Here is a 13,738-nt window from a genome sequence, read left to right as displayed (position 1 = left end):
CCCGGCAACAAACAGCTTAACTTTTTAGACTATTAGTAACCTTAAATGAAAAAGCTTATTACTGCTCATGAAATTTCGGCTCTTAAAGTCTGCTTTTAACGCGTCAATTATTGCCCTTGCTGGTTCGATTTTAGCAAACAGTCCAGCCTTTGCCCAAGCGCCTTCATTCTTTTGCGGCGCTGCTGGCGGCCGCCCAGCTACAATTGCTGTCCAACAAGGCAAAAATATTCCCGTTATTTTGTGGCTAGCTGATAACTATTTCAATGAATCAGGAGAAGATGCGATTACTCGGTGTACCAGAGTCTCAGGAATTCTCAACAACTCGCAACCGCAAGGAAGTTGGGAGAATATTGTCACAGCAGGTGCATCGACCAGCGGTCAACTAATTATTTGTGCAGCTAATCCTCAAGATGGTTCCTGTAGATTATTATATCAAGTACCCAAAGGTCAAAATCCAGAACAAGCCAGACAAGAACTCTTAAAAAGAGTTACAAATCCTAATGTAAGTGTTTCGCCTGTTAAAGTAAATTGATAGTCATAACTGATTAGCTACTGGTAGGACATGGCAATGCCGTGTCCTACTTGCTAAAGTCATGTATGCACCCTACTTGCAGATAGTTGAAACTCTGGTAAAATACTTCGGTTGAGTGGTGAAAAAATTGCAGCTTTGCTTCAGCAATTCTTCTAACCCTTCAACCTGCCTCAACCAGACAGTGCCGTTGCTTCCAGCTACAGCAATTTGCTTTCCGTCTCGACTCCAACTGACACTAACAACATTCTCCTCGAACTCAAATTGAGCAACCTGCCGCCCCGCTAAATTCCACAGCCGTACAGTCTTGTCAATTCCCACTGTAGCAAGCCGTTCTCCGTCGGGACTAAAACTAATTGATTTCGCATCAAAATGCAAGGTTTGAAATTCCTTAACTAATTCTTTTTCTGGCAGGTTCCACAGCCCAACTTTGCCATTCAATGTTACTGTAGTAAAGCGAGACGGGTGTTGAGCCGGAGTGAAACTGATCCCAATTGCTTGAACAGGCAGTGTTTTTTTCAGCTTGCCCGACCAATTCCAAATCCGCACTGTTGAGTTGCCATCTAAAGTCGTTATAAAATCGCCGTTTGGGCTAAAAGTTACGCTTCTCACTAAGCCGTTGTGACCAGGGAGTTTCACGACGCTAGACGATATTGATTTTGGCTGTTTTGACAATTTCCAAATTGCAGCATTGCTGTCTATTCCTGCTGCCGCCAACAACAGTCCGTCGGGACTAAAACTGATGCTAGTAACTGAGCCTTGAATCTCTTTGAATGTAGAAATATTTTTTCCTGATAAATTCCATATTTTAACTGTGCCGTCTCTTCCTGCAGTTGCTAAAAACTTACCGTTAGGGCTAAAGTTTACCATATTAACGGACTGCTGCAAAGCTTTCCATTCAACAATTTTTTGCCCAAACACGTTCCAAATCCGAACTTTATCATCTATTCCTGCGGTTACTAAAATTGGGCGAGTTGGGCTAAAATTGACACTTGTAACTGCACCGATATGAGCTTTCCACTTCATCTTTCTTTGTGGAAGAGATGAGGCTTCAATCTGCTCTTTTTCGCTAATTTTATCGAGGATGACTTGTAAGGCTAACAGCGGTATAGTCGCAGGATATTGTTCTAGGCGCGGTTTGTTTGTCACCAAGGTTTTTAACTTTTTCCCAGAGGCAATCGCCCTCAGTAAAGCTTCTGATAAAGCTTCGCTATTTTCTGTCTTTTGAGAAACAGCCAACAATAAAGCATCGCTGCCATTTTGTTCGATTTCAATACTTGCTTGTGCTAGTTTAAACCGCTGGTAAGCGAGAGTTGAAAAGCCGATCGCCGCCAGTAACGATGCTGCCAGTACCGCAGAACCGATGCCGATCCACTGTTTGGCTTTTTGTTTGGCAGAGTCAGCTTCACTCCAAGCTTTTTCGGCATCGCACACTGCTTTCTTGGTTTCTAGTGTAGCTGAATGCAGCAGTTGATTTTGGTCGCTCAAAATAACTTTCTGGCTGGCAGTCAAAAACTGAAAATCTTCGTTTCTCAAACTTTTTCCTGCCGCCCAAACTAATGCTGACTGCAAATCATCTCCTCGCAACAGTTGGGAATCATCTTCACAGCTAGAATTTAGCCAGAGTTTGATCGCTTCCGAGTAAGGCGAGAGTTTTTCTAATTTTTCTTCAATTAATTCTTTGTTAAATACAGCTTCATAAATAGGATTAGAAATTGTTAATTTTTCCCCGCGCTTAACGATTAATCCGCTTAATCGCAACTCCATTTGTTCGGCACTACCATCGGGGACAATTTCAGTTTGTTCTAAAATTTGCTGATACAATCCCAGTCTCCTGACAATGCGCTGGTTTTCTTTGAAAAGCCGATCGCGAATTGTGGACAAATGTTCTGGGACATCCTGAGATTCCCAATTCTCCACTATTTTCAAGCGCACTACCTTTTCAACCCACTCTTTAGAAGTGTTAATTTTATCTTTTTCCCCACCTTGGCAAGGGGCGGCTGCATCTTCCTCCCCCCCTTGGCAAGGGGGTGCTGGGGGGGGTAAATTCGGGATTAATTCGGCATTTTCCAACAATAGTTTGCACAGCTTTTGAGTCAAAAAAGGCTGCCCGCCCGTCCAATACAAAACCTCTCTCAAAACTTCATGAGGGCTATCTGTGAGCTCTGCCAACCCCGCTGCTAGCGGTTGAGCTTCTGTTTCGTCAAAACCAGTTAATTCGATCGCCTTGCCAATATTAAAAGGGGTATTGCTGCTGGCATTTTTCTCGCGGCACAAATCCGTCGGCGATGCTACGCCTAAAAGGGCCCAAGTTAGGCGATCGAACTCTGAATTGTTGGCGCGCTTGTTGTAGCACGATCGAATTAAGGCTAAAAAATCGTCGGCGGGAAAATCTAGGGCGAGAATGCTGTCGATTTCGTCAATAAAAATGACAATATTGCTGGAAATGTTGGGTAACAGTACGGTTTCGATGAATTCGCTCAATCTTTGAACCGGGGTTAAAAAATTGCGATCGCGCCACCAAGTCCGCACGTTAACAATATCCGACAGGTTAAAGTTATTTTCGAGAATGCGTAGCAAACCAGCATACCACTGTTCGGGAGTGACGCCGCGGTTGCCAATTTCCGAAATGTCGATCGCAGCACAAGCAATTCCTTCATTTCTCAGCCGCTGAATTGTCCGCACCTGCAAGCTAGATTTGCCCATTTGCCGGGAATTCAAAACATAGCAAAATTCCCCGGCTTTTAATCCGTTATAAAGGTCGTCGTCGGCTTGCCGCTTCACATAATTGGGAGCGTTATTTGCCAAACTCCCACCGACTTGATAGTAACTGGGCTTTGTGGTAAAATTCATATAAGTTATTCGGCGGTTGAAACCGCTCAAGAGTCAAACAAAGTCCGCCTTCGCGGACTGAAGAAGTGAGGCGGTATTAAAGCATAATTCTGTATAATAAATTGTAACACAATACAGTTATTCGGCGGTTGAAACCGCTCAAGAGTCAAACAAAGTCTGCCTTCGCGGACTGAAGAAGTGAGGCGGTATTAAAGCATAATTCTGGATAATAAATTGTAACACAATACAGTATGAAAACTGATTGGACTGGATATAACGACGACAAAGACAAGTTAAGAGCTGAAATTGGGTCTTTGCTGAAGCATCAAGCTGCATCTATTGGCGATCCGTTCGGTCATATTCCCAACTTTGTCGGTGCTGAGTTGGCTGCCGAAAGATTGGCAAATTTACCAATATGGCAACAAGCAAAAACGATTAAGTGCAATCCAGATTCGCCCCAAATTCCGGTGCGGATGCGAGCTTTGCAAGATGGAAAACGCCTGTATATGGCAGTACCGCGATTAACAGACGATCGCTGTTTTGTAGAGTTAAATGCTGAAGATTTGCAGCGGCAAAATCTATCAATTGCCGAAAGTGCGATCGCCCGCAAAGCACTCGCTTGCGGAAAATTGGTAAGTTTTGCAGAAATGGAGCCAATTGATTTAGTAATAGTCGGCTGCGTAGCAGCAGGGCCGGGCGGTGGAAGAACCGGGAAAGGTGCAGGATTTGCCGATTTGGAATTGGCTATGTTGCAGGAATTCGGGTTAGTACAAATCGATACGCCAATTGTAACAACAGTGCATCCTTTGCAAATAGTCGCCGATTCGCGTTTGCCAATGCAGGCTCACGATTGGGCGCTGAATTGGATTGTTACTGCTGAGGATGTAATTGAGACTAATACAAGTTATCCGCGTCCAATTGGCTTAAACTGGGATAGTATACGGCCGGAACAGTTGGAACAAATTCCGATTTTGCGAAAGTTGAGAGAGCAAGACTAGATAACGAGTTTCTTTGGTAAACTTGCCTATAGTTTACTATTCCAAAAAATATGAAAGTTATTTTGGGCGACATCACAAAACTGGAAGTTGATGCAATCGTGAATGCTGCAAATACCAGTTTACTTGGGGGTGGCGGAGTAGATGGAGCAATACACAAAGCAGCAGGTTCAGAACTTGTTCATGAGTGCCGATTGCTTGGAGGATGTAAGATTGGGGATGCTAAGCTAACTAAAGGATATAACTTGCCGGCGCGCTTCATCATCCATACAGTAGGGCCAGTATGGCGGGGAGGCAATCATGGAGAACCTGAACTTCTGGCCGAGTGTTACCGCAAGTGTATGCAAATCGCCACAGATCGAGAGTTAGAGAGTTTGGCATTTCCTTGCATTAGTACCGGCATTTACAAATATCCTAAGGCTCTAGCAGGTGAGATTGCCGTGAAAATATGCTCAGAACAAATACAAAAAAATGGTGGTTCTCAAAGAGTAATTTTTTGCTGCTTCGATCGAGAGAATTATGAAATTTATGAGAGGATTCTATCTAACTACAGTCTGAGGTAGTGAATTTAGTTGGGGTTTTACCCTAGTCTTAATATCTACATTTTTTACTATTTATTTAACAAACCCCGAAGGGGCAAAGGACGCGAAGGAAGACAGAAGAAGACTCTAAGTTGATGATATATCTACTTTGTGGTGAACACGCGCCATGCAATGAAAGCTGTAAAACCTAGATAACCAAACACGGTTATCCAATCTAGCCAATTATCAGATGTTATCAAAAAAATATCGTTCATGGGTATCATTCACCTGATTATTACTTAGCGCACTTACGCACAAAATTTTACACGATCGCGCTCAAGTGCGATCGAAAATATTGTCGGTACAGTTCGCACCTCGGCACGCACTCGTTCCCCTGCAATCTCACCAACCCCAAACTGTCCAACTTAAAAGCCTGCATCGCCTTTAATGGCACCGGAGAGTCCGCAGTCACAATCTCTCTCATCCCCTGGGTCAACTCTGGATATTCTTCCAAATTCCACAACTGCCGGCGCAAATGGTCGCTGTAAATTCCCGCATCTGCGATCGCAGTTTCTTTTAATTCATCGAGTGTCAAACCCGATCGCGAAATGTGATATAATGCAACTCGCACTAAATACGGATGTCCGCCGACAACTGCCATCAATTCCTCAACTTCTGCCTCCGACCAATTCAAGTTGTGCCGCGCTGCTAAATCTTGTACTTGCTGATGGTTGAATTCCGGTAAATCGACGGGCAGTCCGACGTTGAAAGGCGATTGATTGATGTTCATCGGGATGTAAACTTCGGTGGAGTGAACTACAATTAATCGCAGTTTTTTCCAGATGTCCCGCCGCTTCGATTCTTCATGCCACGCCCGCAGCAGTCCTAAAAAGTCTTCGGCAATGTCGGGATATTGGAAAACGCGATCGATCTCGTCTAATCCTAAAATTAAAGGACAGTCGATTTGCGGTAAAATGTATTTTTCAAAGTAGTCTTTGCAGTTGACTTTGCTGCCGAAAATTTCGTCCCAATAATCGTCTAATTGATTGGGTAAGTGCAACTCGCGGCCGACGTAAGCGCAAAACCACTTTAAGAATTTATCTAAGTTGGCGAATACGGCTTTATCTACTAACTGAAAAGTTAGCGGCACGGTGCAATAGCCTTGACGGGCTCCGTGATGCAAAATTCGGGCCATCAAGGAAGTTTTGCCCATTTGTCTCGGTGCTTTGATTCTAATTAACGCGCTGGGCTGCACAATAGTTTGATAGCAGCGTTCTTCGATGGGCGGGCGTTCTACATAAAATTGAGAAGCGACATCGACTTGTCCTCCCGGTAATTCAGGTTCGGCGGCGGGTAGAGGTATTTCGTCGCTGCTAATTTCTAATAGCTGTTTTTGTGTTAAATCTTCCGTTTCTTCTATGACGGGTGCGGGTTGTTCTCCTAGTAAATTCAGAACCTCTTCGATAATAATTGGAGTGTCGGCGGTGGTTTTCCATTCCCTCTGTTTGATGCGGTATAGATAGCCCCGCAAGTCGTGATTTAGAGGCGCGTTCAGGGGAAAACCGACGCGGATGGGGAGAATTATTGGTTTTCTGTCAGGGCGGGAGTCTTGCAGTTCTTTTGCTTGCTGAACTTGATATGTTAGCAGTTCGCTTTGGTTTCCTGTTGGCGGCAAAAGTATCAGCAAATAATCGCATTCTTGCAGGAAGAGATTAATGCGGTCGAACCAATTATCTCCCAATCTAATGTTATTTTCTGCTGTAAAAACTGTATGGCCGATCGCGCTTAAGGCTATTTCCAACTGTTTTCCTAACTCGCGATCGGGTTCGGCGCTGCGATAACTGACAAATACTTTAACAATTCTGCTGCTGGCTGTATCTTCCGGGGCCGGCGAATTGTCCAGCTCGTCTAAATTTTCCGGTTCCTCTAGTTTAGCCGATCGGTGGTCGCTAGCAGCCAGAGTCATTTCAAAAGCCGCGAACAACTGTCGAATTTTACTCAAATCCGCACCTTCTCTACCCTGCTTAATTTTGCTGACTGTATCGGCACCAACGCCAGATTCAGCCTCGATTTCAGTCAGAGTACCTCTAATATTATTTCGGTCAGACCATTCTTGGAGCGCCTCGTTAAGTTTCTTTAAGCCAGAGGCAGTGAGAATGCGACCGCGATCGCGTTTTGACTTGAGCACTTCGCTTGCAGTGAAAGGGGAACGAATCTAGAAATTTTAACGCCTTAAGTTCCTATTTTGGGCGATTTTAAGGAAGATAATCAGCCAGCCGGAATTTAAGGGATTTTACTTGGAGAGGTTTTTGGGGCGATCGACTCCTCAAACTCTGTCCTGATAACGGCTTCAACAGTTGAATATATTTGAGGAGAAAAAGTTTTTCTTAACTCCCCAATCTCCGCCGCTAATCACCACTTAACTTTTTAGAGTAGATACACCAAGCAAAAAAGGAGCAGCCAAATGAGCAAAATCTTACACAGACTGGCAATGGCCGCTTTGGGAACTGCCGCCATTTTCACAATTAATACACTTAATAATTTAACAGAAGCATCAGCCGCTGGTAAATTTGACCAACCAGAAATTTATCAAAACACAATTTTTCCACTTGGTGTACCGGGTCAGTTGCATAAATAGGGCAATTCATTGATTGATTTAATTGAATTAAGGAGAAATTATGAAGTCTACACTGTATTCGCCACAACCTATAGCTACCAAATCTGACTCCGTTGACGCTGAGGCGATCGATGCCTGCACTGCACTTGCATGGGTGGAATTGGTAGCATTAGATGCTAGCGCTCTCACGGGGGATGATTGGCTGGCTTTGTGCGATGATATAGATAGCGGGGAAATCTACCGCTGCTGGTTTTTGTGGCGCGATCGCGAAGTTAGCGGTAATTGGGAAGCTTACGATCCTTTGAGCGATCGCCGATTTGTTGCTAAAGGAAAAGTGTTTCTAAAAGCCGCGATTGACTCGCTCGAAGATGCTAGAAATCGAGAAGTCGCCTAACTTGAATTCATCTCAGGTGAATAAAATTTGTGCCTGCAAAACAAGAATTCTGCCAAGAGAATCCGCCAGCGTACAAAGTTTTGTCGGCCTGCGCGAAACTGGAACAAAAAGGGGTAATAGAACCGGATTTGATAGGAGTGACGGAAACGGAATACTCCCAAAGAAAATAAAAACTTTACGGCTGCGGGCAAGAGTTGACTGTATGATGCTACGTGCTTCGTCTCGAAAGCGGTTGATAACGTTTTTCCAGTCGCTTTCTGGCTGCAGCCGTTAAACTCTTTCTCTTTAAACATGACTCTAAAACTGCGATGGCTGTTGCCGGCTGCCCTCAGTCTTTTCTCGATCGCCCTGCCCGCAAAAGCTGATACACTAACATCTTGGCACTTCGATCCCAGGGGAAATCAGCTCAATTTAACCACAGATTCAGGAGTTCAGCCGGAAGTTAAACTAATCGCCAATCCCACCCGCTTAGTAATTGATTTACCGGGAATAGTCTTGGAATATCCCGAAAGTCCTCAAAGTTACAACTCAGCTATTCAACAAATTAGAGTCGGGCAGTTTGACACCGGAACTACCAGGTTAGTCATACAATTAACTCCCGGTTATAAGCTAGACCCCCAAAAAGTCCGAGTAATTAGAGAATCTGCCACGCGCTGGTCGTTTCAGTTGCCAAATCCCGAGCAAATAGCCGGCAACGAGTCTTTTACCCCAACAGCTATTACCCGCATAGAACAAGCAGCAGGTCAAGTTACGCCCACTGTTTCGCCGGGAAATCAGAGAAACTATTCGGCTGATTTGGGGCTGTCAACAGGTTCGGAAATGACAGCCATCAAGCCTCAAATCCAAAGTGCGATCGAACAGTATAGATCCCTGAGCGCCGGAATGTTTTTTCTGGATTTAGATACAGGCAACTATTTAGATATCAAAGGCGATCGAGTATTTCCTGCCGCGAGTACCATCAAATTACCAATTCTGATTGCTTTTTATCAAGATGTAGACGCGGGCAAAGTTAGCCTAAACGAAACATTAGTTATGAAGTCCGACTTAGTTGCCAGCGGTTCTGGAACTATGCAAGACAGACCAAATGGCACGCGGTTTAGCATCAGAGAAACCGTAGATAAAATGATTACCATCAGCGACAATACAGCCACCAACATGATTATTGAACGTTTGGGGGGAATTGCTAAACTCAACGAGCGTTTTCGCAGTTGGGGATTAACTGATACAAGAATTCGCAATTGGCTCGGCGATTTTCAAGGAACAAATACCACAAGTTCTGTGGATATGGTAAAGTTGCTGGCGATGCTATCTCGCGATAAATTAGTTTCTGAATCGAGTCGGGAACAAGCTTTAGAATTACTGCGGCACACAACAACTAGAACGCTTTTGCCTTCCGGCTTGGGGCCGGGAGCAGTGATTGCTGATAAAACCGGAGATATCGGCTTTGTAGTTGGCGATGCTGGAATTATTGATATGCCCAACGGCAAGCGTTATTTAGCGGCAATCTTTGTTAAACGTCCTTACAATGACCCGATTGTGAGAGAGTTTGTGCGTCGAATTTCGCGGATTGTTTACAATTATTTAGATCGAGAGTCAGCAAAAGCATCGAATTAAAGCTAAGCAATCGCAGAATTTAAGATTGACTCGTTAGAAGCCACGAGGCAGAGCCTCTGGATCTGCGTTACCAGGCAGAGCCTGGTAAGGAGAGTATGGGACTCGTGGACTCGTTGGACTCGTTCCCAAGCTCTGCCGGGGAATGAATTTCAGGAGGCTCTGCCTCCAGTCAACTAATTAGTTATGGCTTAAGGAATTTCCGGACAAGCTTGGATGCGTTTGAGAAAACAAGCAACCATTTCTGCCCCAAAAAACGAGTCTTTTGACCATTTATTTCTATAGCCGCCACCCCCGTAAAAACCCATAGTAGATTCAGTATCGGGGGATTCATACCACGACAACAGCTCACCTCCACCAAACTCACAAATACTGGGTAAGTTTCCTTCAGGAGCATTCAAGCCGCAAGGAATATCCTCGCGTCTTTTGATTGTATATAGTTTGAGGATATCGTAGTAGCTATCGGTTTCAGTTTTTTGCTTGTGCCATCCTACGCGATCGCTAAACTCTTGGCATCTGGTTCCATCCGGTTTTTCCGAACCCAAACTTTCCCAAATGCGTTTTTGTACGCTAAAGCCAAAACGACCCTGACTGTATATTGTCCAAAGTCTATCAATAATAAATAAATCTTCACAAGCTAAAGATTGAATGTCTTCTTTTCTCAACCAGTTGTCCGATCGATTAGCAGCTTGCAGCACCAGCTTGCGAGTTTGTTCGTCTGCTTTTTCCCATTCTTGACTTGCCAGTAAATATTGTAACGAGGTGTAATCTATTCCTGTCTCAGAAATTAATGAAAAAGATCGGAGTGCTTGTTCTACTTTGGTTTCGGCTTTTAGAGCAAGTAATCCATAAGCAGACCATTGGATTTGTTTGGATCGATCTTGAAGCGCTTGAATAACTAAATCTAAACCCGCTTCTCCATAATTTAATGCTTGAGAAAGAGCAGTGATTCTAGATTCAATGTCTCCAATGGCAATTCGCCGCTTGACTCCTTCTATTCCGCCTAAAACAGCATCTGTAGGTACTACTGTATTGTTAGAGCCAAGTACGGCGTCGTATTCTCTGGGTTGAATTGACATCGCGATTCTTTTCTAAAATTTTGACATCAGTTTAGCACAGGCTTATATATAAGGTGGCGATCGCAATTATTTTTAATACCTAAAAAGCGAAAGCGAAGCAATCCCAGACTCTGAGATTGCTTCGCTTTCCTCGCTTTATACAAATCCACTACTGCTCTTTGCGCTCGACAGCTACAGTCAAATGAGCCACAACTGCCCCCACTGTAGCCAGTACAGCAGCAATTGGAAAGACTACTGATCCTGCAACGCCGCCTACCAATCCCGCCATCAGCGGAATGTCTGCCAAAGTCCGCCCTTGCGAGTTTTTGATGACGAGGCGGCGGAGTTTTCCTTGCTGAATTAGTTCTTTGACTTTACCAATTAGGCTGTCGGCGCTAATCTTAAATTCTTCCACTCTAACTTTTTCCTCTGTTGCAAATTCTGAGGCGAATACATGAGTTTCAACTGTTGGGTTGGCTGAATTTCCGGCCGCTGCTGTTTCGTCTTGTAGAATTGTTACTTGTTGTTCTAGTTGTGAGTTCATTTTGTGTAAGGGCGGGTGAAAACCAGCCGTTTAATTTCTATACTCTTATCTTCGGCGATCGCACTTGGGAATGACAGGCAAGGAAACCCTACAATCTGCATTCGTACTTTCCACCCCCGCCTTTTTACTCAAAACATTATTTTTGTGGCGTGATATCAGGGCGGGCTTATCTCTTCCGAAAGGTAGAGATAATATTGTTGAAACAACCTGTCTTTAGATACAAGTAAGGTGCGTACTGCCAGCCCTGTCAAGGTGGCTGCTGTGTATTGAAATTTTAAGTTGGAAACCAAGCGAACTAAATTCAGGGAAAATTATTAAAGTTAAAACTTTATATTTCTAGAATGACTTCAAAAGTGATTGCTATCTAGGCACAATCAAGCTATGGCTTGCAATGCCAGTTCTCAAAAGCATCCCAGAGATCGCGATCGCACTGGCGAAGTACAATAAAATCAGAAACGCAAACCGAGTACATCAACGAACATCTGAATCAAGATATTAAGCTTGCAGATTTAGCTCAATTGCTGGGTATGAGTCCATTTCCTTTCTGCCATCTGTTGAAGCAGTTGATCGGCACATCTCCCTAACAATATTCTATCGCCCAACAGGTAAAACGGGAGAAGCAGTTGTTGGCATAAAAAGAGCCATCGATTAAGGAAACGCGATCGCGGCTATTGGACATACAGCAGATTGCGGGTAAATGAGGTACACTAAAATTAGTGTATCAACTACGACAATGAAAGCGTACTCCATCGACTTCCGGGAAAAAATTATTAAAGCTTATGAGCAAGGGGACACCTCAATCAGAAAAGTTGCTGCCAGATTTGATCTTAGCAAAAGTTTCGTACAAAAACTGATTGAGATGAAAAAAACTCAAGGTCATGTACAACCAAAACAGCAGGATGGAAGCATGAAAAGTGAATTGGATGGATATGAAACCCAGCTAGCGGCTATGGTTGAAAAATATCCAGATGCCACCCTCTCCGAATACTGCGAATATTGGGGACTAACCCACGGTCAATGGGTTAGTAGTAGTATGTGTCGGGCATTAAAAAAACAGAAGCTGACCCTAAAAAAAAAGACTTTACGCAGTAGCCAAGGAGCGACAGAAAGAGTTCAAAAATTGAGATGCGAGTACTGGGAAAAAGCTAAAAACATAGACCCTAACAATCTAGTCTTTTTAGATGAAATGGGCGTTTTACTAGGGTTGACAAGACCCAAGTCTCGGAGTCATCAGGGAACCAGAGTATATGATTTAAAACCATTTTATCGGGGAGCAAAGATTACGGTTATTGGGGCAGTAAGCCTCAAACAAGTTTTAGCAGTAATGACTTTAAATGGTTCGATGGACGGAAATGCCTTTGAAGTTTTTATAAAAGAATGTTTAGTCCCAAAGTTATGGTCGGGTGCAGTTGTTGTTATGGATAATGTTCCTGCCCACAAAATAGCTTCAATTGAAACTTTAATTCAATCAGTTGGTGCAAGTGTTATTAATTTGTCTCCTTACTCTCCTGACTTTAATCCAATTGAACATTGGTGGTCACAATTGAAAGCTTTTTTACGTCAGTTTTCCCCTAGGACAACAAAAATGGTTGATACGTTAATTGCAACTGCCCTTGACTTGTTCAATCCTCAGCATCTAAGAAATTGGTTTGCCAACTGCTGCTACTGTACCTCATAAACCTGAAATGTGCTGTAGATAGTTTGAGCGTTAGAGAGAATTTCTTGACGGCGAATCCAGTTGGAACTGCGATTGATCGCCCGTTTACTGATTAGATTGACTCGTCTACTTAGCAGTGCTTCGAGTTCTTCCTGGATTTGGGCGCGATCGAGTAGACCCCAGTTGGCTGTGGGGGCAAAAGCAACTAGGATATCGATGTCGCTGTCTGCATGAAAGTCGTCACGAAGGATCGAACCAAAGAGGGATAGTTCGAGGATTTGCCACTGTTGGCAGAAGTTGTTGGTTTGGTCAATTGGTAGGGCGATCGCGGTTTTAATTCAGCCTCCTCAATCTTTTGGCAAAATCTTTATCGCTTCGTAAATAATGCCCTATTCATCGCAGAGCGTAATAGTCTGTGCCATAAATAAGCTTAGGAGATTTGGGCATCTTCTAGATTGTCATGAAGCATATCTTGATATAAAGACTCTGCTACACCCTGATCAGCTCAATCGAGATCATCGTGTTTGACTACTCGGAAAAGAGTAAAAATAACTTGCCAAAAAATTGGATCTTCGTCAACTGCCCAAATTACCCTTATTGTTCAAGAAACCGTTAGTGTGTACAGTGAAGATTCATAGCCATTAATATTTGACGGTAGGTGAAGACGGCGCAGCTTACGATAAACATCAGCTTTTTGAGTTGCGAAGAGGCTGGCGCCATCGTTGATTTTTTGAATTACTGCTGCTTTTTCATCTTCACTCTATTTAGCAATATCTTTCTCAAAGCCCGTTGTTGACTCAATTAAAATATCCACGTTAGGAACCGCGTTAATTTCATCTCTGAGCTTTTTCATAGCTTTTTTCCTTATCTTCCCACCTACCTGCAACTAAGCCAAAGGCTGTCATATCATGTCCGGTCGATTAACCATGATATGATCGGGAGGAACACCACCCCCATCAAATAAAGAATGCCAAAACGAA

Annotated in this window: 13 protein-coding genes; 8 read left to right on the top strand and 5 right to left on the bottom strand. The window is 43.7% G+C overall.

The window, feature by feature from the left end; translation table 11 throughout:
- The first annotated feature begins 67 nt into the window (after positions 1 to 67).
- Entirely contained in the window at positions 68 to 532 is a 465-nt protein-coding gene (locus QUB25_RS22290; protein ID WP_333186202.1) for a COP23 domain-containing protein, read from the top strand.
- Between the two features lie 72 nt (positions 533 to 604).
- On the opposite strand, the gene QUB25_RS22285 is transcribed toward QUB25_RS22290, so the two are convergent.
- The gene (locus QUB25_RS22285) at positions 605 to 3,382 is read right to left on the bottom strand and encodes an AAA-like domain-containing protein (RefSeq protein ID WP_333186199.1); all 2,778 of its coding nucleotides are present in this window, start codon (positions 3,380 to 3,382) and stop codon (positions 605 to 607) included.
- Between the two features lie 230 nt (positions 3,383 to 3,612).
- Here QUB25_RS22285 and QUB25_RS22280 point away from each other — a divergent pair, with 230 nt between their 5' ends.
- Entirely contained in the window at positions 3,613 to 4,359 is a 747-nt protein-coding gene (locus QUB25_RS22280; protein ID WP_333186198.1) for a 5-formyltetrahydrofolate cyclo-ligase, read from the top strand.
- A gap of 50 nt (positions 4,360 to 4,409) precedes the next feature.
- On the top strand, positions 4,410 to 4,919 hold the full coding sequence (locus tag QUB25_RS22275; protein ID WP_333186195.1) for an O-acetyl-ADP-ribose deacetylase: 510 nt from the start codon (positions 4,410 to 4,412) through the stop codon (positions 4,917 to 4,919).
- Positions 4,920 to 5,199: 280 nt separating this feature from the next.
- Here the strand turns inward: QUB25_RS22275 and QUB25_RS22270 are convergent, their stop codons facing one another.
- Positions 5,200 to 7,065, bottom strand: coding sequence for an AAA-like domain-containing protein (locus QUB25_RS22270; protein ID WP_333186193.1), 1,866 nt, complete (start codon positions 7,063 to 7,065; stop codon positions 5,200 to 5,202).
- Between the two features lie 276 nt (positions 7,066 to 7,341).
- Between QUB25_RS22270 and QUB25_RS22265 the strand changes: the two genes are divergently transcribed.
- The 3 genes from QUB25_RS22265 to QUB25_RS22255 all read left to right on the top strand — a co-directional run bounded on the left by QUB25_RS22265 (position 7,342) and on the right by QUB25_RS22255 (position 9,502).
- The gene (locus QUB25_RS22265) at positions 7,342 to 7,515 is read left to right on the top strand and encodes a hypothetical protein (RefSeq protein ID WP_190659259.1); all 174 of its coding nucleotides are present in this window, start codon (positions 7,342 to 7,344) and stop codon (positions 7,513 to 7,515) included.
- A 40-nt stretch (positions 7,516 to 7,555) separates the two neighbouring features.
- Positions 7,556 to 7,888, top strand: a complete 333-nt coding sequence (locus tag QUB25_RS22260; protein WP_333186191.1) for a hypothetical protein — start codon at positions 7,556 to 7,558, stop codon at positions 7,886 to 7,888.
- 291 nt (positions 7,889 to 8,179) lie between these two features.
- Positions 8,180 to 9,502, top strand: a complete 1,323-nt coding sequence (locus QUB25_RS22255) for a serine hydrolase (protein ID WP_333186188.1) — start codon at positions 8,180 to 8,182, stop codon at positions 9,500 to 9,502.
- A gap of 188 nt (positions 9,503 to 9,690) precedes the next feature.
- On the opposite strand, the gene QUB25_RS22250 is transcribed toward QUB25_RS22255, so the two are convergent.
- Together QUB25_RS22250 and QUB25_RS22245 are read right to left on the bottom strand one after the other, a co-directional pair.
- Positions 9,691 to 10,578: a GUN4 domain-containing protein gene (locus QUB25_RS22250; RefSeq protein WP_333186185.1), complete on the bottom strand. Its 888-nt coding sequence runs from the start codon at positions 10,576 to 10,578 to the stop codon at positions 9,691 to 9,693.
- A 148-nt stretch (positions 10,579 to 10,726) separates the two neighbouring features.
- On the bottom strand, positions 10,727 to 11,101 hold the full coding sequence (locus QUB25_RS22245; protein WP_333186183.1) for a DUF4342 domain-containing protein: 375 nt from the start codon (positions 11,099 to 11,101) through the stop codon (positions 10,727 to 10,729).
- A 386-nt stretch (positions 11,102 to 11,487) separates the two neighbouring features.
- On the opposite strand from QUB25_RS22245, the gene QUB25_RS22240 reads away from it, so the two are divergent.
- Both QUB25_RS22240 and QUB25_RS22235 read left to right on the top strand, forming a co-directional pair.
- Positions 11,488 to 11,685, top strand: a complete 198-nt coding sequence (locus QUB25_RS22240) for an AraC family transcriptional regulator (RefSeq protein ID WP_333186180.1) — start codon at positions 11,488 to 11,490, stop codon at positions 11,683 to 11,685.
- Between the two features lie 149 nt (positions 11,686 to 11,834).
- Complete coding sequence (locus QUB25_RS22235; RefSeq protein WP_333186177.1) at positions 11,835 to 12,779, top strand: IS630 family transposase; 945 nt, start codon at positions 11,835 to 11,837, stop codon at positions 12,777 to 12,779.
- Here QUB25_RS22235 and QUB25_RS22230 read toward each other — a convergent pair.
- Complete coding sequence (locus tag QUB25_RS22230; RefSeq protein ID WP_445251978.1) at positions 12,764 to 13,009, bottom strand: nucleotidyltransferase family protein; 246 nt, start codon at positions 13,007 to 13,009, stop codon at positions 12,764 to 12,766. The genes QUB25_RS22235 and QUB25_RS22230 overlap by 16 nt on opposite strands.
- Positions 13,010 to 13,738 lie beyond the last annotated feature (729 nt).

Source organism: Microcoleus sp. B3-D7 (genome assembly GCF_036705305.1).
GTDB lineage: Bacteria > Cyanobacteriota > Cyanobacteriia > Cyanobacteriales > Microcoleaceae > Microcoleus.
Note: the sequence above shows the minus strand (reverse complement) of the source record. Positions and strands in the feature narration are given on the sequence as shown.

What these genes read in the sequence shown, in the direction of transcription:
- QUB25_RS22280 (WP_333186198.1), top strand. Translation starts at nt 3,613, where the DNA reads ATGAAAACTGATTGGACTGGATATAACGACGACAAAGACAAGTTAAGA.
- QUB25_RS22285 (WP_333186199.1), bottom strand. Translation starts at nt 3,382, where the DNA reads ATGAATTTTACCACAAAGCCCAGTTACTATCAAGTCGGTGGGAGTTTG.
- QUB25_RS22290 (WP_333186202.1), top strand. Translation starts at nt 68, where the DNA reads ATGAAATTTCGGCTCTTAAAGTCTGCTTTTAACGCGTCAATTATTGCC.
- QUB25_RS22245 (WP_333186183.1), bottom strand. Translation starts at nt 11,101, where the DNA reads ATGAACTCACAACTAGAACAACAAGTAACAATTCTACAAGACGAAACA.
- QUB25_RS22265 (WP_190659259.1), top strand. Translation starts at nt 7,342, where the DNA reads ATGAGCAAAATCTTACACAGACTGGCAATGGCCGCTTTGGGAACTGCC.
- QUB25_RS22250 (WP_333186185.1), bottom strand. Translation starts at nt 10,578, where the DNA reads ATGTCAATTCAACCCAGAGAATACGACGCCGTACTTGGCTCTAACAAT.
- QUB25_RS22235 (WP_333186177.1), top strand. Translation starts at nt 11,835, where the DNA reads ATGAAAGCGTACTCCATCGACTTCCGGGAAAAAATTATTAAAGCTTAT.
- QUB25_RS22260 (WP_333186191.1), top strand. Translation starts at nt 7,556, where the DNA reads ATGAAGTCTACACTGTATTCGCCACAACCTATAGCTACCAAATCTGAC.
- QUB25_RS22255 (WP_333186188.1), top strand. Translation starts at nt 8,180, where the DNA reads ATGACTCTAAAACTGCGATGGCTGTTGCCGGCTGCCCTCAGTCTTTTC.
- QUB25_RS22275 (WP_333186195.1), top strand. Translation starts at nt 4,410, where the DNA reads ATGAAAGTTATTTTGGGCGACATCACAAAACTGGAAGTTGATGCAATC.